Origin of the sequence: Nostoc sp. (assembly GCF_041747015.1) — a bacterium.
GTDB lineage: Bacteria > Cyanobacteriota > Cyanobacteriia > Cyanobacteriales > Nostocaceae > Nostoc.
On sequence record NZ_JBGTFY010000366.1, the window covers coordinates 1 to 19,001 of the forward strand.

General features: G+C 39.6%; 19 protein-coding genes and 1 pseudogene. 7 read left to right on the plus strand and 13 right to left on the minus strand.

What is annotated here, in order from left to right:
* Positions 1-143: 143 nt before the first annotated feature.
* Together ACEW80_RS29100 and ACEW80_RS29105 are read left to right on the plus strand one after the other, a co-directional pair.
* Positions 144-539, plus strand: a complete 396-nt coding sequence (locus ACEW80_RS29100) for a DNA cytosine methyltransferase (protein ID WP_373529939.1) — start codon at positions 144-146, stop codon at positions 537-539.
* A complete protein-coding gene (locus tag ACEW80_RS29105; protein ID WP_373529940.1) occupies positions 536-889 on the plus strand; it encodes a DUF1392 family protein in 354 nt (117 codons plus the stop codon). The genes ACEW80_RS29100 and ACEW80_RS29105 overlap by 4 nt, the downstream gene beginning before the upstream one ends.
* Here ACEW80_RS29105 and ACEW80_RS29110 read toward each other — a convergent pair whose 3' ends face one another.
* Positions 890-1,057 carry a hypothetical protein gene (locus tag ACEW80_RS29110; protein ID WP_373529941.1) on the minus strand — a complete coding sequence of 56 codons (168 nt, stop codon included), beginning with the start codon at positions 1,055-1,057 and terminating at the stop codon, positions 890-892. It lies immediately after the preceding gene.
* 554 nt (positions 1,058-1,611) lie between these two features.
* On the opposite strand from ACEW80_RS29110, the gene ACEW80_RS29115 reads away from it, so the two are divergent.
* From ACEW80_RS29115 to ACEW80_RS29135, 5 genes and pseudogenes are all read left to right on the plus strand, one after another.
* Positions 1,612-2,841: a zinc-dependent alcohol dehydrogenase gene (locus tag ACEW80_RS29115; protein WP_373529942.1), complete on the plus strand. Its 1,230-nt coding sequence runs from the start codon at positions 1,612-1,614 to the stop codon at positions 2,839-2,841.
* A 119-nt stretch (positions 2,842-2,960) separates the two neighbouring features.
* Positions 2,961-4,145 (plus strand): annotated as a pseudogene (locus ACEW80_RS29120) (cation:proton antiporter); the annotation flags it as partial.
* Positions 4,146-4,311: 166 nt separating this feature from the next.
* Positions 4,312-5,103, plus strand: coding sequence for an alpha/beta fold hydrolase (locus ACEW80_RS29125; protein WP_373529943.1), 792 nt, complete (start codon positions 4,312-4,314; stop codon positions 5,101-5,103).
* A gap of 23 nt (positions 5,104-5,126) precedes the next feature.
* Positions 5,127-6,767 carry an alpha/beta hydrolase gene (locus ACEW80_RS29130; RefSeq protein WP_373529944.1) on the plus strand — a complete coding sequence of 547 codons (1,641 nt, stop codon included), beginning with the start codon at positions 5,127-5,129 and terminating at the stop codon, positions 6,765-6,767.
* Positions 6,768-6,858: 91 nt separating this feature from the next.
* Positions 6,859-7,758: a DUF3267 domain-containing protein gene (locus ACEW80_RS29135; protein ID WP_373529945.1), complete on the plus strand. Its 900-nt coding sequence runs from the start codon at positions 6,859-6,861 to the stop codon at positions 7,756-7,758.
* 3 nt (positions 7,759-7,761) lie between these two features.
* Here ACEW80_RS29135 and ACEW80_RS29140 read toward each other — a convergent pair whose 3' ends face one another.
* The 12 genes from ACEW80_RS29140 to ACEW80_RS29195 form a co-directional block, all read right to left on the minus strand.
* Positions 7,762-8,487: a hypothetical protein gene (locus ACEW80_RS29140; protein WP_373529946.1), complete on the minus strand. Its 726-nt coding sequence runs from the start codon at positions 8,485-8,487 to the stop codon at positions 7,762-7,764.
* Positions 8,488-8,492: 5 nt separating this feature from the next.
* Positions 8,493-10,106 (minus strand): alpha-amylase family protein, encoded by a 1,614-nt coding sequence (locus ACEW80_RS29145; RefSeq protein ID WP_373529947.1) that lies wholly within the window; start codon positions 10,104-10,106, stop codon positions 8,493-8,495.
* A 128-nt stretch (positions 10,107-10,234) separates the two neighbouring features.
* Complete coding sequence (locus ACEW80_RS29150) at positions 10,235-11,095, minus strand: HAD family hydrolase (protein WP_373529948.1); 861 nt, start codon at positions 11,093-11,095, stop codon at positions 10,235-10,237.
* A gap of 155 nt (positions 11,096-11,250) precedes the next feature.
* Positions 11,251-12,102 carry a DUF1206 domain-containing protein gene (locus ACEW80_RS29155; RefSeq protein ID WP_373529949.1) on the minus strand — a complete coding sequence of 284 codons (852 nt, stop codon included), beginning with the start codon at positions 12,100-12,102 and terminating at the stop codon, positions 11,251-11,253.
* Between the two features lie 58 nt (positions 12,103-12,160).
* The gene (locus ACEW80_RS29160) at positions 12,161-13,600 is read right to left on the minus strand and encodes an Nramp family divalent metal transporter (protein ID WP_373529950.1); all 1,440 of its coding nucleotides are present in this window, start codon (positions 13,598-13,600) and stop codon (positions 12,161-12,163) included.
* Between the two features lie 134 nt (positions 13,601-13,734).
* Positions 13,735-13,887 carry a peptidoglycan-binding protein gene (locus ACEW80_RS29165; RefSeq protein WP_373529951.1) on the minus strand — a complete coding sequence of 51 codons (153 nt, stop codon included), beginning with the start codon at positions 13,885-13,887 and terminating at the stop codon, positions 13,735-13,737.
* Positions 13,888-14,098: 211 nt separating this feature from the next.
* On the minus strand, positions 14,099-14,605 hold the full coding sequence (locus ACEW80_RS29170; protein ID WP_373529952.1) for a PRC-barrel domain-containing protein: 507 nt from the start codon (positions 14,603-14,605) through the stop codon (positions 14,099-14,101).
* A gap of 40 nt (positions 14,606-14,645) precedes the next feature.
* Positions 14,646-15,494: a M48 family metallopeptidase gene (locus ACEW80_RS29175; protein WP_373529953.1), complete on the minus strand. Its 849-nt coding sequence runs from the start codon at positions 15,492-15,494 to the stop codon at positions 14,646-14,648.
* 231 nt (positions 15,495-15,725) lie between these two features.
* Positions 15,726-16,523, minus strand: coding sequence for a hypothetical protein (locus ACEW80_RS29180; protein ID WP_373529954.1), 798 nt, complete (start codon positions 16,521-16,523; stop codon positions 15,726-15,728).
* A 70-nt stretch (positions 16,524-16,593) separates the two neighbouring features.
* Positions 16,594-17,397, minus strand: a complete 804-nt coding sequence (locus ACEW80_RS29185) for a hypothetical protein (RefSeq protein WP_373529955.1) — start codon at positions 17,395-17,397, stop codon at positions 16,594-16,596.
* 201 nt (positions 17,398-17,598) lie between these two features.
* The gene (locus ACEW80_RS29190; RefSeq protein ID WP_373529956.1) at positions 17,599-18,249 is read right to left on the minus strand and encodes a hypothetical protein; all 651 of its coding nucleotides are present in this window, start codon (positions 18,247-18,249) and stop codon (positions 17,599-17,601) included.
* 322 nt (positions 18,250-18,571) lie between these two features.
* Positions 18,572-19,001 (minus strand): DUF3611 family protein (locus ACEW80_RS29195; RefSeq protein ID WP_373529957.1); only part of this gene is annotated, 430 nt, incomplete at its 5' end.

Sequence of the window (19,001 nt, forward strand, 5' to 3'; positions counted from 1 at the left end):
GCAATTCATGAGAGTTGTCACGATTACAAACACATGAGCAAAAGCGCAAGCTGAGAACATCGGAAGCTGGGTGCGGTGAAAGTCGCACGCCCAGATTTAACTGAGAGGTGCGGGGAATAATATCCCCCATCGACTCAACCACAATGCCTGATTCACATCTACTACCAAAACAGCAACAAGCTTTGGAGAAATTTTTAGCCGGGAATGCGCCAACACCACTGCTAATAGAAAGAGTTGGGGGACGTACACAGTCCAAATACAAACCTGGAAATTTCCCCTGTAACACCATTCTGCGCTCGCATTTCACCGATCACAAGGGCTGCAACCGTAGTAAGTTCGCTGATATTTGGTTGCCTGATGGGATAGTTAAATCTTTGTCAATTCAAGGTGCAGCCATTTTGCAAGGTTTTCCGTCTTGGTATGAGTTCCCGCCTGAGACTGCTACGGCTGGGTCGATTATAGGCTACTCTGTCCCTCCCAGTTTCGCAATTCAATTATTTATATCTGCACAGAGCAAATTATTAGGAGTGACTGTATGATTAACCTTGTCCAAAACTTAGAACAGTGCTGGTACATCTCCCCACCTTGGGGCCAACGAATCCCGCCGTTGCTAGTAAGTTTGGTTGAACAGGTGTACATCAAGAGAGTCAAAGCTTTCGGTTACTGCTGCGGTGTCGAATGGTCACAACATGGCTGGAAATACGAAATCTTCACTCTTTATGACAATATTACTGTTTGGGGTAGCGAACTTATTGGCACAGGTAATTTGCAACCGAACACCAAAGAAAAACCTGTGTTCCAACTCGGTGAGTTAGCCGAGTTTCGGTTTCATGGCGATAGGCCACTGATTCGGATTATCCAAGGCATTTTTAAGCTATGTAGGCAATAGCTAAAGCTCTATTCCTTCATCAATCCAAGCATCAATTGCTGCTTTTACCTCTAATTCAGCCACGGCAGACCATTCTTTTTCATTGATAGTTGTTTTAAATTCCGCTCTTTTACCGTGACCAACTTTTTCCATTGAGTGTCCGCGATACACATTTTTAGGCTTAATCATTTTTCTTAATCATCTTTATAGAATATTATAAACTGTCGCTCAATAAGAAGAGTAGCTTGATTTTCTATAATGGCTGCTGATCAAGGGGATTAGCATAACTATAGATTATACGGGTCACTTATCTGGAACAGTAGGCGATGCGCCAGCTGTTCTGATAATGGTACAGCTTGAAGAGACTCCGACTATGGAACAATCCTGCCGCTTTAAGTAACTCGCAACTTGGGTTAGAAGCGATCGCTATTAACCATCATCCTGTTAAAAAGTTTGCTATTGCTTCGAGTTTGTTTGCCTGACATTGGTATCTACAATTTTTTATCTCCTTCTAGAGGACGATAAGAAACTATAGCAATATCGATACCATAATTTCTAAGTGCGTATGTCGTGTAGCCCAAAATAAGCTCAATTGTCTGCTGAAGGTATCCATCAAAAAATAATTTGGATACAAGATTTCTTGCTCTATTGCATAAATATTTTCTCGTGTTTTGAGATACCACAAAACACAAGCTACTCATTTTTGTCTGAAATGTAAACCTCATGAATTAGGAGTATTCACCATGAAAGCGGTTGTTTTTCACGGAATCGGAGATATTCGATTAGATAACGTCCCAGAACCAAAAATTAAAGAACCAACCGATGCTATTATTCGGCTGACCTCTAGTGCAATTTGTGGCACAGATTTACACATGATTCGGGGAACATTCACCGGAATGAAACCCGGTACAATTCTGGGGCATGAAGGTGTTGGCATTATTGAAGAAATTGGTTCTAATGTGCGGAATTTTAAGGTAGGCGATCGCGTTGTCGTTCCCTCGACAATTGCTTGTGGCTACTGTTCTTACTGCCGCACAGGTTATCATGCTCAGTGTGATAACGCCAATCCTCACGGGCATACTGCCGGGACAGCTTTTTTTGGAGGCCCAGAAGCAGCAGGCCCCTTCGATGGATTGCAGGCGGAATATGCTCGAATTCCTTATGCCAATGCAGGGTTAGTAAAATTACCAAAAGAGGTTACAGACGACCAAGCAATTCTGTTGTCTGACATCTTCCCTACGGCATACTTTGGAGCCGATATTGCAGAGATTACACCAGGAGATACAGTTGCCATCTTCGGTTGTGGCCCCGTTGGGCAGTTTGCGATCGTCAGTGCCAGATTGTTCGGTGCAGGACGCATCATTGCAGTAGATACAATTCCCTCACGTTTAGAAATGGCGTGTGATTTGGGTGCAGAAATCATTGATTACAATGCCGAAGATCCAATTGAGGCAATCCGCGAACTAACTGGGGGAGTTGGTGTGGATAGAGCTATTGATGCAGTTGGCGTAGATGCGAATGCTCCAGACAGTGGCCCAGCAGCCGAAAAAGCTCAAAAAGAAGCACAACAATTCCAACAGCAGTTACAACAAATTGCCCCTAAAACCAATCCTCAAAACGGGAATTGGCATCCGGGTAATGCTCCGTCTCAAGTATTAGAGTGGGCAGTTCAAGCATTAGCCAAAGCTGGTACGCTCTCGATTATTGGAGTTTATCCACCAACTCACAATTTCTTTCCCATCGGCACGGCAATGAACAAAAATCTTACAATCAACATGGGCAATTGTAACCACCGCAAATACATTCCTACATTGGTGGATTTGGTTCGTAATGGCACAGTAGACCCAACAAAAGTTTTAACCCAAGTCGAACCGCTAATGTCAGTTATTGACGCATATAAGGCATTTGACCGACGGCAACCAGGTTGGGTGAAGGTAGAATTAGTCCCTGGAGCAGCTTTAGCTAATGTTTAGAGTCTTTGTCAAGGTTGTATTGTGAACTAAAAACTTTTTTGACATCAGCAAGTTACCCTACTTGCTGATGGTTTTTGATTTTAATTATAGGAGGTTGTACAGCACAACTTAAATTTTTTATGGAAGAATCCTTGCCTATTACTATTTTGATAAGTGTAACGGTTGTGGCTGGTATTGCTGCTCAAGTTTTAGCTGGTTATTTTCACATTCCTAGTATCGTCTTGCTACTTCTGTTCGGGATTCTTCTGGGGCGAGATGGTTTTGATTTTTTAGATCCATCATTATTGGGTGTTGGTTTAGAAGTGCTGGTTTCGCTGTTAGTAGCGGTGATTTTATTCGAGGGTGGTTTAAATCTACAGTTAGGAGAGTTAAAAGAAGTTTCTACTAGCCTTCGCAATCTTGTCACTTTGGGAGTAATAATTACCTTAACGGGTGCTGCAATAGCTGCACACTGGCTAAGTGAATTTCCTTGGTCAATTGCTTTTCTTTATGCTTCTTTAGTAGTTGTGACAGGCCCAACAGTTATTAATCCGCTCCTTAAACAAATTGGTGTAGAAAAAGAAGTCTCAACACTTTTAGAAGGAGAGGGGGTTTTTATCGATCCAATTGGTGCAATTTTGGCTGTAATTGTGCTTCATTTTGTGTTGAGTGGAAATGTGGAACCTCTCATTTTAATTAAGGGTCTAGTTTGGCGTTTGGGTCTAGGCATAATTATTGGTGTAGGCGGAGGCTGGTTGCTATCCCAACTTCTCAAACAGGATCAATTCTTGTCCCAAGAGTTAAAAAATCTAGTTGTTTTAGCTAGTGTCTGGGGTTTATTTAGTTTGGCCCAGGCGCTACGTGGTGAGTCTGGTCTAGTGGTTGCTGTAGTTATGGGGATAGTTTTAAGAGCTACTAACCTGCCTTCGGAGCTTTTACTGCGTGGGTTTAATGAACAGTTGAGCATCTTAGCAAATTCGATTTTGTTCATTCTATTAGCAGCAGATTTATCAATTGCAAGTATTTTTGCTTTGGGTTGGGGTAGTGTTCTGGCAGTTCTAGTGCTGATGCTGATAATACGTCCTATTAACATTTTAATATCTACCTGGAATCAAGATTTAAACTGGCAACAACAGTTATTTTTATCTTGGGTTGCTCCCCGTGGAATTGTAGCTGCTTCTTTAGCTTCATTATTTGCAGTTTCACTTACAAAACAGGGTATTAATGGCGGTGATTCAATTAAAGCCTTGGTATTTTTAACAATAATGATGACAGTTTTGCTCCAGGGATTGACGGCTGGGTGGGTTGCTAGTTTACTCAATTTACGTTTAACCAGTCAAACTGAACAAGAGTGTTTGCAAGCAGCTAATGATATTAATACAGAAGAAATTGGAAAAATAATTAGGATTGATTCCGAGTTAGTTTAATCGTATTTAGATTAGTTGATGACTTTCTACATGTATAGCTTCCATTATCAATATTAGTTTAATCATGCCATCTAAAATTTGTAGTCAGCCTTATTTTTTAACGACCCAGTTTTCTAACCCTAATTATCCACTTTTAGTATTTCTACCTGGAATGGATGAGACTGGCAAGGAATTGATGTATATTCAAACAGCAGGTTTAGAAGCTGCCTTTGATGTACGTTGCTTTGTAATTCCTCCTGATGAGCTAACAAGTTGGGATCAAATGACAGAAGAAGTAGTATCTTTAACCAAGATAGAACTAGAAAAAGTACCACGTTCGCCTGTTTATCTTTGTGGGGAATCATTCGGTGGTTGTTTGGCACTCAAAATCTTAGAAAAATTTCCTCAACTATTTACCAAGATTATTTTAATTAATTCTGCTTCTTCATTTCATCGAGTCCCTTGGCTAAATTTAGGTTCATTTTTGTTTCCTTACACACCTCAATTATTTTATAAAATTTCTTCGTTTTTATCTTTGCCTTTTCTAGCTAATTTAAGTCAAATTTCACCTGCTGCAAGCCTTGCTCTTTCAAAATCTACCAGTTCTGCACCAAAAGAAATTGCTAATCAACGGCTATCCTTGATGAGACAATTTGATGTTGACGAAAATAAATTATCCCAAATTACTCAACCTGTATTACTAATTGCTAGTAGAGATGATCGACTTTTGCCCTCAGAAGCAGAGGCAAAACATTTAAATAATATTTTTCCTAATTCTCAAACAATAACTTTACCTCATAGTGGTCATGCCTGCTTAGTTGAAAGAGATATTAATCTCTATGAAATTTTATTATCTGCTAATTTTATCGTTGCCTAATATAGTATTTCAAGTGATATATAATGACTAAAACTATAAATAAACAAACTGTTTGGCTGAAATTAGCTTTGAGAATTTTTAGTATAGGGTTGCTGCCTACATTAACTGCTTATCCCGCTTTAGGTGCAGAGAGGATAAGATTCAATTACGGTCTTTTAGAGAGGTCTATCCCAATTAGTTCACTCGAAACCTATGCTAGAACAGGCAAAGTGGACGAGAATTTAGCTGCATATAGAAACTATGTAGACAAAAAGCAACTAGCTCAACTGCGAAAAGTTTTACTAACTCCTATTTCCTTAAATCAAGTAGAAGTTTCGCAGTTTCTTTATACACCCATTGGCGAACGATTATTAGAAAAGTTAGGAAAAGTTATTCAGACAGAATCTAACTTGTCAGGGTTTTATGCAATTCGTGCAGCACTGATTTTGTCAGCCGCAGATCAAAAAGAGTTTACGCTTTTAAATGTATTAAGCAAGTTTCCGGCAAGTGCAATTTCAATTAACTTGAACCAGAGTTTGGCAATTGCAGAGTCATTACAGAATTTAGTCAATCAAACTCAAAATGCAGTAGCATTTATTAACCAACAATCCCAAAAAAAAGTAACTACAGCTTCTACACTTAAGACCGTTCCATTAATGGACTTGGGTAAAACCGGAAGTTTTAATTTTTCAAAACAAACAATTACACTTAATGACCTCTCACGTCAGAGGAGATTTCCTGCTGATATTTACCTCCCAACTGCTCAAACTCCTCGTCCGATAATTGTCATTTCCCACGGACTTGGTTCTGATAGAACGAGTTTTGCATATCTAGCTGAACATCTCGCTTCCTATGGTTTTGTGGTTGCTGTTCCAGAACATCCTGGCAGTAATTCACAACAAATACAAGCATTATTGGCAGGTATAGCAGATAGAGTTACTAATCCTAGAGAGCTAATTAACAGACCTTTAGATATTAAGTTTTTACTAGATGAACTCACTCGGTTATCAAAGTCTAATTCAACATTTAGGGGACGCTTAAATTTAGAACAAGTTGGTGTAGTTGGGCAATCATTTGGTGGATATACGGCATTAGCATTGGCGGGTGCAAAGATTAATTTTGGGCAACTGAAAGCCGACTGTCCAGCTTTAGAAGATACGTTAAATGTTTCGCTTCTCCTTCAATGTTTGGCAGTCAATTTACCAAATGCTCAATACAACTTATCTGACCCCAGGATAAAAGCAGCAATTGCCATTAATCCAGTTAATAGCAGTATTTTTGGTCAAGCTAGTCTCAGCCAAATCAAAATTCCGGTGATGATTGTATCTGGTAGTTCTGATACTGTTGCTCCAGCTTTAACAGAGCAAATTGAACCTTTTACTTGGCTAACAACTCAAAATAAATATTTAGCACTCATCAATGGCGGCACACACTTTTCTACTATTGCAGAATCACCAAATGCCACCGTACCTGTTCCTACACAGGTAATCGGTTCAAGTCCAGCCTTGGCACGTCGTTATGTTAAAGCTTTGAGTGTTCCATTTTTTGAAACGTATGTTGCCCAACAGTCAAGTTATCTTTCCTACTTGAGTCCAGATTACGTTAATACAATTAGTCAGCAACCACTACCGTTAAGTTTAATAAAATCTTTGACATCTGAACAACTACAAGAAGCGTTCAAATAAGGATTTTGAAGCTAGATAAACCTGTAGAGTGATGAAATAAACACTAAATATTATTAATTTGGAAAGCAAGGATTAATAATGAGCAGGAATTATGAATATAGCAACTCGCAATGAGCCAATTTATGTATTTCGCTTAACTCCAGAAATATCACTGATTTGGACTACTTTAGGTTCATTACTGTTAATATTGGCAGCAGCAGGTGCAAGTTGGTATTATAGTATTATTCACGAACAAGCAGTAATTTTTAGTGTAGAAAGTGCTGGAGGTGGAGCTTGGCGAGGTATTCTTGCTTTTGTGATTTTACTGGCCATTACTTTTGTCACCATCATTGTTCATGAATTGGTGCATGGAATAGCGTTTGCTGCTTTTGGTGGTTCGCCACGTTATGGATTTAAATTTAAGTATTTCTTACCCCTAGCTTACGCCACTTCACCAGGTGACTTGTTTCGCCGGAATGCTTTTATTTTCATTGGTTTAGCACCATTGATAGTCCTTGATGTTGCGTGTTTGTTACTGCTAGCAATTTTTCCCCAAGCAAGCTGGTTAATTTGGGTAATTGCATTCAATACAAGCGGTGCAATTGGAGATATCTGGATAGCAGTACAATTACTACGTTGTCCGCAGTCAATTCGAGTCGAAGATAGAGAAGAAGGCATAGCAATTTACGCACCTCCTAGTGTGACTTGCCGAGAACTTCCTTTTGCTAGAACTGATAAAACTGGTAAGCGTTCAGGTGTAAAAGCTTTGTTAAACCTCGCTTTTATGGCTTTGGCGTTGGTGGTGATTTTTAGCTTTTTACTAATACCAGTATTGAAAACCTTAGAAGTTCCTTCATTTATTATCGGTAATAATTCTTTCTGGATTTCCCGTTGGATAAATAATACAAAAGGATTTAGTATTGAATTTAACTGGATATCTTTTGTGATAGTTATTTTTACATTATTATTACTAAGTTTTTTAACTAATATGGTTCGGCGACGGGACATTTAATAATTAAAGAGCTAATAAAAGAATTGCATAGCCGAACGCACCGAATGTAAATGCCCAAAAGCGGCTTTCTCGCTGTTCTGGTAATTCTTCCTTAAGGACATTGAGTACAATACCTCCCGATAAAAAGGCGAAGAGAACCGCAACAGCCGCTTGATGAATTTGTGTACCAATGCCAATTAACCAACCAACAATGATCGCAGCTACTAACAACCACCGCCCAATCCGGTCATATATTTGTTTGTGGTTTTCGCGCAAACCATTATCGTTGACTACAAAATGCAGTGCCATCGCAAAAAAATAGAACAATAAACTCTTGATACTTGATTCTTCTCGGTGTACTAACAAGTAGCCAATTAAGGCGTTATAAACAGCAAAAGAAGCAATATGTATCCAAAAAACGTCTAAAGCAGTAACATCTCCCTTCCCTGCTTTTTGATTGCGTTGACGCGACTTGTTTGCAAATCGTTCTAAGCCATAAAACACTGCTAAACCTAAAAGTGCTACCAAATAAACGTGATGCTCTAAAAAAGCAAGTCCAATATTCAAACTGCTTTGGAGTGTTATTTGGGCTTTACTTAGTTCTGGCAAAATGTGAACGAACACATAAGCAACAGATACCCCACTGCCAAATGAGAGCCAACGACTACGCGGTTTAGCTCTAATAAATTGTAGTTTACCTGAATACAAATGTATGATGGCTAAGGCGATCGCACATATTGCAGCGATCATGCTTTTTACCTAACGCGAAACCAGCGATAGCCGTATGCTTCTATTGGGATGGAAGGCAAATTAACATCCAGAGGTTCGTATTGGGAATCGCCAAATATATCAATTAAATGGTTATACTCATCAGATTTTAGCGTGACTGTACATGAGCGATCGCCTAGATTATGTAAAGCGATCGCACTTTCACCTTCCAACTCGCAGCAGTGAGCAAACACACACGGTTGATCGGTTTCTATAATTTGCCATTTACCCGAACCAAACTCTGGACACTGTTTGCGAATACGGATTATATGTTCCATCCAATTGATTAAGGAGTTGCGATCGCGTTGTTGATCTGCCACATTCACCTGTTTATAACCATACTCTCCTTCTTTAATCACAGGTCGGGTAAGAACATCTGACGAAGCGGTAGAAAAGCCGCCATTGAGTGCATCTGACCATTGCATGACTGTGCGAACACTATTTCTCCCCTCAAGTGAAAGGTCTTCACCCATCCCAATTTCTTCGCCATAGCGTAGCAGAGGTATCCCAGGTAAGCTGAATAGCAGACTGTATGTGAGTTCAATGCGACGTTTGTCACCTTTTAACATTGGTGGTAAACGACGACGAACGCCTTTGCCAAAAATTTGCATATTCTTTTCCGGTGCGAAAGCCTGAAAAATTTCTTCCCTTTGGGAGTCGCTAATTAAGTCAAGGTTGAGTTCGTCATGATGGCGGACAAAATTTAACCACTGACCAATATCAGGAATATCAGGTAATGATTTCAGTCCGTCAAGTAAAGTTTGTGAATCTTTACGTGCCAGAGCTAAAAACATATATTGGTTGAGCAAGAAGTTAAATAACATCTGACATCGATTGCCATTACCAAAGTAAACAGGTATTTTGTCAGAACTGACATTTGCTTCTGCAAACAGAATTGCATCACCCCGACGCGAGGTAATAAACTCTCGCATATCTTTGAGGAAAGTTTCTAAGTCTGGACAATCTGGGATGCCAAGTGGATTAATTAAAAATGGCGCAGCATCGATGCGAAACCCAGACACACCAAGTTGCAGCCAAAAACCCATAATTTTGTAGATTTCTTCCCGTACCGCAGGATTAGCAATATTTAAATCAGGCTGCTCTTTGTAAAAGTGATGCAGATAGTAAGCATTAGCTTGTTCGTCGTATTCCCAAAGACTATCCTCTACTCCAGAAAAAATTATCTGTTCTGGCTTGGTTTTAGGTGGATTTTCAGACCACACATAGTAATCGTGATACTTGGAGTGTTTATCTGAACGCGCTTGTTGAAACCAAGGATGCTGATTTGATGTATGATTTACCACTAAATCAACCAGAACTCGAATACCGCGATCGCTTGCTTGATGTATGAACTGTACAAAATCTCCTAATGTCCCCAATCGTGGATCAACATTGTAGTAGTCCATGACATCGTAGCCGTTATCTCGATTGGGAGAAGAATAAAACGGTAATAGCCATAAACAGGTAATTCCCAGTCCAGAAAGATGATCTAGACACTTAGTTAGTCCTTGGAAATCGCCAATACCATCGCCATCTGAATCCATGAATGTCTCAACATCCAAGGAGTAAAAAATTGCATTTTTGTACCAAATTTTCTGCATTTTCCTGCCTTTTTAATTACTGAAATGTAAATGATAGTGCTGAGTAAAACATTCTCAAACTGGCTGGAATTAAGCCAGGGATAGAGTGGTTGCTTTGGCAAGATGACTGTGGGTTGTTTTTAGCAGTTCTACTCACCTATACTCAATTGCTGCAAAGCAATCTGCTTGCAAAGACCTTCTACCGCGAGTGTTAGAGATTGCATCAGTTCAGAACTTTCGCTGTAGTCAACAGGCGCGAGGTTAGCAATCCGTTGACTTTGAGTCATTTTTAAATCTCGTCCCCATTCTTCTGGAGTACTGTCTTTATATAATGCGATCGCTGTACCCTGTTCTTGATTCATTAGAGAAAAGCAGGGAATATCTGACGCACCATCACCAACATAAATCACCTGTGCCAGTGGAATGTGCAATTCCTCTGGTGGTAAATCTCGATATACAAATGCTTTACCATCATCTTGGTAATCATCAAAACCTTTGGCAATTTGGAAAAGATAGCGGGTTTTCTCTGTGTGAGTGACAATCTTCTTTAAAAACTCTATGCCGTTGTGATCGCCATAAGAAAATTCGCAACCCCACATTGCTTTAAAATTTGGAGCAATACAGTTATGACGAGCAATTTCCACCATACCGCAAGTTATTAAATAAAATTCTACCTCTACTTTTGGATTTAATTCGTGGGCGCATTGTTGCAAGTGGTCAAACATTTTATTAACGCCATCAAAGGGAGCTAATTCTTGACCAAAGCTAGCAATATATTCTTGTGTAATTTTGTTACCTTGTCGTTTTGACTCTTCAATGAGGGCATAAAATCGAGCTAGGATTTTATCCCATCCTTTGTCAATTAAGGGTCGAATTTTTTCTTGGCGAAACTCCAGAGCATCAATACTTAAGCTTTCTAACAAAGCATCAACGGTATCTGGAACCAGAGTATCATCAAAATCGAAAACTATGGCGATGCGATTAGAAAGAGGTTTGGTCGAAACAGTCATAACAAAAGGTTCTCAACTACGGTATTTTTGCAAAAATATTGGTAATTTTGGATAAAATACTAAACTGGCCAAGATGATTAGTTATAAAGTTGAGCAATTAATGGCAAAATAACCAGCTTTACAAATGCAGCAAAAATTAGCGATTGCGTTAAAAATTATAAATTAGCAATATGCCGATAGCGAGCCTCTATTCCTGAATAGATGCCATAAGCAATCAAACCCAAACCTACTACACCCAGAAGCCAAAGACCAAAGGGGTGTTGTGTCAGAACCGCCAATGCACCACCCAACCCTCTAGCCTGAGTGCCATCAGATTGAATTGCCGCCAACATCAAGAAAATGCCAATAATGCCAAAAACAATGCCACGGGCAGCAATGCCAAATCTACCCATACGCACTGCCCAATTTTCCTCAGTTAAACTCATTTGAGAAAGTTTTAAATGGTAACGGAATTTGCCTTTGTACGCTTTATAAAGGTAAGAAAGACCAACACTAACTACCATCATCCCTGCCAGTGCTACTAGCCATCGCCCAAGGGGTTGAGCCAAGATATATATTGTCCAATCCTCAGTTGAATCGCTATCGCCAACGAATGAACCCATAATCAGCTTTACAGATGTCAAAGCCAAACCTGTATAACCTAAAGCACTGATAGCATAACCAATCCGTTGGGCAATTCGTTTAGCATTAATTGGTTTTTTACTTTTTTCAGGATCAAAAAACGTCTGAACTAAACGCCAAAGTACATACCCAATAATTCCAAGGGTAACGATACTTAGCAAAAATTTTCCAAAAGGTTGGACAACAATTGCCTTTAACGCACCAGTTGTATTCGCGGTTTTACCACCAGAACCAATGGCAGCTTGGGCTGCTAATAACCCAACAATAAAGTAAACTACGCCTTTTGCTGCGTATCCTAATCGTGCTAGTCGCTCAAACCAAGGGAGAGAAGTTATTTCTTTAACTGGTTGCCTAATTGGTTCTAGGGGTGAATTGGGTAGTTTCATACGGCATAGTAACTATTTAGAATTCAGAAAGATCAAACTGCTCTCTACACTATATTTATTAACCTGAAGCGCCGCTTGAGCCAATTATACCAAGCAGTTGCAACAGATAAATAATTGCAAATACACCAAAAAATATGCCAGCGATCGCTGTTCCACCAAAAATAATTTTTGATGGTTGCAGTTCCTTGGGCAACATTCGATGATTTAAATAAAGAGTCAGTCCTGTGACGATGGGGATGTGAGCAGCTTCAATTCCGCCTGCGGTTTGTAGTAAGCCGACAGGTTCACCGAAAAACAGGTAAACGGCGATGGGTAAGGCTACCAGTAGCACTACAATATAGAAACGCTGCAAAAACTTTTCATTTGTCCAGCGTCCCCGCACGCCAAACCCTTGCAGTAATATCTGCGTACCATCGGCAAACATTCGTCCAAAACCATCTTCTACCGATAGTACGGTACTACAAAAGGTAATAAAAACGATCGCCACCATAAACCAAAAGCCAAATGGCCCCCAAAGGTCGCCAAGCAAGCTACCCAAAGTTTCCGCAACCTGATTTTCTTTTGGTACAAGTCCTTGTGGACGTAGTAACTCACCACCCAGAATCAAGAAAGACAACGCCGCTAAAAGCGCACCAATCACTGCTAAAGTGTTGGATATAGTCATCAAATTTAGCCAACCGCGCAGTTTCTTTTTTTGCTCCTGGTTGAGTTGCTTAGGGTCTATGCTCTCTTTTCCTTTAACACTAGCTGCACCATATCCTCTAGCTTCTACCCAGTAAGAATACCACATTAATCCGGCTGCTCCTGCCAACATGAAACCCAACCAAGGCAGTATTTCTTGATACTGTATATCTTGTGGAATTTGCGGTACTAACCCGGATGCTAGTTGGCGAACATTAGGGAAAACGAAAATAGCCGCAGCTACCACTGCTACAGTACGGGCAATCCCCACATAAGAAGAAATCTTTTCCACTACATTGTATTGCCCCAAAAGTACGATCGCAGCTGTCACAACAATGATAATTACTGTCCATAGTTGCACACTTCCTCCAGCAACCAAAATTAGCGCTGTCGCAGCGGCTCCTGAAAGTCCAGCAACGGTAGAAATTGCTACTACTACCTGCGGTAGCAAAATCAACCAGATTGCCCAGTTTTTGGGGCCGGGAAATTGTTTGAAACCTTCTAGAATAGTTGCGCCGGTACAAACTGAAAAGCGACCAACTTCACCATTAATAAACCATTTCAAAACCACAGCAGCAAGTAGCGCCCATAACAGGGTGTAACCGTAAAGTGCGGCAATTCTTGGCGTAAACAGTAACTCTCCAGAACCCGCAGCCGAAAGCATCCACAAAAAACTAGGCCCTAGCCATTTCAGGTTATCCCAACCTTGGGGTGAATCTGGGATGTTTACAGCGTTTTGTGCCTGCTGTGTGTTATTAATATTTGTTGAAAAATTGCCTAGAGGTAGCCCGTCGTAGACATCGCTTTTATTACTCATTTTTTGCTATCTCATTAGTACTAATATCGTTGATGAATTCATCTCAAATGCTCAATTTGCCTTTGGATGGGTTGAGCAACCATCGCAGATAGATTTTCTGAGAATGCTGGAATTGAGCTAATTACATCTATCTGTTAGAAAGCACGACGACGCACGGGTGGTATACTACTGCGTAAAGCTTGCCATGTCAGCGCTCCTACCCTACCATCACCAACTATTCTTTGCGATCGCTGAAAGGTAGCTACTGCTGTAGCCGTTCTAGGGCCATAAATACCATCAATAGTCAACTGTTTTTATAACTGGATAAAGCTCAACTATTTGCAATGATGCGCCTGTTGTTGGAAAAGTGTTTCGCTGTGACTTGAGGCATTTTTAGATACTCCCTACCCCCCCCTTAAAAGAGGGAAACCCGAAATCAAAGTCTCCCAATTTATCGAAAGATTTAGAGGTATTTAAAGCTTTGGATACCAATAAAAGGACTTTTCCAACATCCTCTTATCAAATTTTTGCTCTGTTTAGATTTCTCCCATTTCTCAGGTTTTCTTCATAGGTTCTGAAGTTGGGATCGCTCAGTTCGTAAAAGCAAGGCTCTAGGGTGTAGTTATAAACAGCAGGAGTACCTAACATACCCGGCATTACTGATAGTACTAAAGGTCGGTAAACCCCTCTCACTTGCTCTTCATAATCATTATCGATTGCTAAATCTTCGCTCCATTCAGGTAGATTTTTTACTTGCTCTTTAGTTAGTTTAGGAACAAAAAGATGTTTCTTCTCATAGTCAAGACGAGCTAAACCCACTGGGAGCAATACTCTTTTGCCGAAAATCCAGAAGCCTGTATCAATGATGAAATACCGGAAACGTCCATCACTTTCATCAACTAGTATATTGACAACAAAGCCAACCCTGTTATCATCGGCATAAACATCAATTCTTTTGATGTCATTACCATCAAAAATTTCATCTTTGTAGTTGGGATTGTATTCGCTAAGTTTGTATAAAGCCATGTTTTTTACTCCTGTAAAAACTGTTTAATTTTATGATTAACTAACTTAAAGGTTGAATTTTTTCCTCATATACAGTATTGTTTAAACCGCCACCTCTATGAGCTTTTTGAGAATTAGCTGCACTTTTTAAGGCAGTAATGCGATCGCTTGTTGCAGGATGAGTACTCAAAAATGTCGGCAGCGATCGCTGTTGGAGTAACTTTTGCATAAAAGCAATCATGGCAGACTGAGCATAACCAGCACGTCCTAAAGTCCTTAGTCCTCTTTGATCGGCTTCAAATTCATCTTGGCGGCTGTGGGGACGGCGTAATGCCAAATCCACACCAATCTGAACTGCTGTACTGCGTTCTAATCCGGCTGCTGTAGCAAAACCACGAGCGATCGCTGTTTCTCGCATCTGTTCTATTGAATGCCGACTAGCAATATGACCGATTTCGTGAGCGATAACGCTGGCTAATTGAGCTTCATTATCTGCGGCTTTTAGCAATCCGGTAGTGGCATAAACATAACCTCCCATTGTGGCAAAGGCATTTATACTCTCATCTTGAACTACCTGAAATGTATACGGAATATCAGGACGAGTGCTATTTGTAGCCAACCATTGACCAATTTGATTGACATAGCGATTCACATTCTGATTGCGATAAAGCTTAATATCACTATTAACTAACTGTTGATTAATCTGCTTGCCTAGTTGGACTTCTTCTCGATCAGAAATAGTGGATAGCTGAAATATTTGGATTCCTTGATTCAAGAGGTCAAACAATGAAATTGCCTGTGTCTTTTGGGGTGAACCCACACAAATACCAAGCGCTACTAAAACTGACAGTAATAAATACAACCAGCGACGATAGAAACGAGAGTAAATAAAAGAAAAAGAATTTGGCATAATCTTCTTCAAGTTAACTACAGTGTTCAAAATTAGTGAACAACCCTTGCCAGCAAACTTGTTCAAAGTGTTCTAAATCCAGCATTATCCTCAATTAGCTACTTTATTGCTATCCACCCAAACTTGTTACGGCTTTAATCTGTGTAGCTGTAATTGAAAAGCTACATAACGATCTCATAGAGTCTTACAGAAAGCACAGCATTTAAGATCGTCATAAAAAACTGAGAATTTCTAAGAAGGATGATATACAGTTTCAGCAACTAAAATAGGTCTGTTGCCGTACTCAGCCTCTAACTCTCTTTTGACATTTAGATCCCAGGTAAAATTATATTCTTTCTCAATTTCAGTAATGACAAAAGGACGAACTTCACCAGTTATCGATACTGTCTGGTTCTGATTTATTGCTACTTTGGGCGGTGCTTTTAATAAAACTAGCAAATCTTGCCCACCAAACAATTGGTTTTCATCTAGGGTTAGTAAAACCGGACTGCGGATATTTTCTACTTTCCCTGTAATTGCAACTTGACGACGATAATATTGTTCGGGACGTTGTGTTATTTGGCCAGGTTGAGGCGCTAATACAAGGTATCGAGCGATAATTGCAGGTTTATTGATGTAATTTTTGTAATATTCATCCTGCATATTAAGATTAAACTCTTGCTCAATTTTGGGAATTACTAAATTACGAACCTGACCAGTAACTTGCACTTTGATATTTTCGTCAGATGGTAGATTAAAAGGTACACCTGAAGCATTGACAACTACAAGAGGTTTACCGCGAAAGAACCGTGCATCACTAACCGTGAATGAACTCAAACCAATTTTCTGAATTACTCTGCTTTTAATTGTTACAGAGTTTCCGATAAATTCGTCGGTGTTTTCAGCAATTTCAGATGTGTTAGTGATAGTTGCCTTTGCGTCAAAAAAGCTACAACTCCTCGCTATCAGAGCGATCGCTACCAGGAAAACTAATACTCCTGCTTGACCTAACGCCTGTAAAAAATTTCCCCTTTGAGAATTGTCACTCATTGCCCTTGTTCTTATTTATCTTGAGGCTATTGATGAAAAGTTTTCCTGATAGACAATGCTGTAGAATACCTTATTGCGGAATTGCTGAAGGATAAACCTCTGTTGCAACTAACACAGGTTTATTTCTGTATTCTGCTTCTAGCTGCTTTTGTAAGGTTAAATCCCATTTAAGGTTATATTCTCGTTCTAGTTCAGCTACAACAAACGGACGCAATACACCTGTGACTGCAACTTTCTCACCTTCATTGACAACTCCTTTTGGAGTACCGGCGCGGATCACTAACAAGTCCTGTCCACCAAATAATTTGTCTTCGTCTAAGGTGAAGGAATTGGCATTTCTGATGTTTTCCACTTCACCTGTCACTGCCAAATTTTTACCGTAGTATAGTTGAGGATTTGTGGTAAGTTCACCTGGTTTAGGAGCAAGTGCAATTGATTGAGCGATAATTGCAGGTTGGGTTTCGTACTCTTTGTAAAAGTTTGGATCTAAGCCCAAGTTGTAATCTCGATTAATATCCGCAATCACAAAGTTACGAACTGGGCCTGTCGCTTGAATTGGTGTATTTGCGTCAGTAGGCAGGGTGAAAGTTTTACCTGAAGCATTTACAACTAAAATTGGTTTAGCACTAAAAAATTGCTTATCGGCAATTGTAAAAGTTGACGGCCCCAATTTCCTAACGGGTGTACTTCTAATTGTTACAGTTTTACCAATTAGTTCGTTTGTATTGTCTGCAACTTCTTCTGTAGTCACATTGGTTTCTGGTACTCCGGCTTGTTGATCTAGTTCGTTGGTACAACCTCCAAGCATTACTGCAAAAAGCGCCAGAGCAATAGCTCCTTTAGAACTCCACTTAGTTTGAATAAAGTTGATCATTTGAAAATCTCCATTGGGTTGACTAACATATTGACTAACATCAAGTTCAGTTGATGACTTATTATTCAAAAAATTTTACGTATTTACGTCAGTTATAATGATGAGTCTTCAACTGAAGCTGATATTGTTGAACGACCGAAAAACTTTTAATTTGTCGTAATCAGCATTTTAAGGCATTCAACATTTCTACGGTGAATTATATTAATTCAAAAAGACTTGACCATCTTTTTGAATTCTCAATACGCCTTGATTGTTACCGAAATTGGTTGTTTCATCTAACGAAACTGCAAGTGTCCCTTCAGAGGTAGACGTGGGCATAACTTTAAGCAGTCCACCATCTTGACGTACCAAGGTAATACTAATAGGTGTTGGTAAGTTTCGTAAGACAAATTCTTGTCCACCTGCAAGATATCGAGATTGGGTCTGACCGATCGCTTGATAAGAGATACCAGCGTTAGTGTTATTTTTCAATTTGACATCGACTGTACCTGCTGTTGGTGTGATAGTTGCGATCGCACTTTGCCGACTTTCTGGAGCAGGTGGTTGTATAACATTAACATTTGTGCGTCTTCCATTCATAGGATAGGCAGGAACCATAATACTCTGAGAACCAGTAGTTCCTTGTTGTCCTCCGAATCTTAAAGTTGCAGCATTCGGTGGACATCCTGCTGGAACCAAAACTCGATTACGGTGTGGTTCTTCGTAGAAAATACTAGGGCAAGGATTAATTTGGGAAATTCGCGGCTGTGCTACTGCTGATTGACTCATTGCAGACAAACCAATCAGCAACGTTCCAAAAATTGTTCCTACCGATCCAACTTTCTTGAAAGAAGAATGATTGAATTTGTACATAAATACCTCCTGATAATTTTATCTTTGCTTGTTGTTTCAAAATTCCAATTGTGACATCTAGTGAAAGATCATAAAATACTCTTGGCTTAGAGAAACTTTAATTTTTTTTTTTTGCAATAATTCAAATTTTTGATTATGTACTTTAGGGAAAGTTGAGCCGCTCAACCAAAAGAGGAGACATGAAAACAGACTGTATTTTGAGGTTAAATCTCAATGGTGGAAAAGTCGAGGAGAATTCTAATACATTTGGCAAATACTACTTTAGAGATAGATTAGTACTTCCATAGCAATAGCTGACAAAATCAAATTAATCCTGCGCCTATTACTCTTCTAACCAATAGAGTAGACCAAGAGAGGTAACTCCACCAAAAAAGTGAGCGCCAATCATGTTGATGTTTGCTAACATCACAAAAATGTCTAGTGAACGAATTACATTTTCTGGCTGATAAATTGCAACACCTTGAGGTTGTGCTACTGCTTTACCCAAAATGATTGAAACCGTCACTTCCGAAGCGATAAAAGCTATTAATAATCCTACCAAACTCACGAGTAATCCAATTCGTAAATTTTGAATTACATCTTCTTTTCTGGGATGGTTTTGAGAATTTGGTGTTTGTAAAAGTTTAGCCATTTTTCGATAACGCAAAGCCCAATAGACTCGAAAGCACAGCAATAAAATACCAACAATAGCCAAAAATATCCCAAACCCTATACCTGCATTGCTTGTCTGAGTAGTAATGTTACGGCTAAAG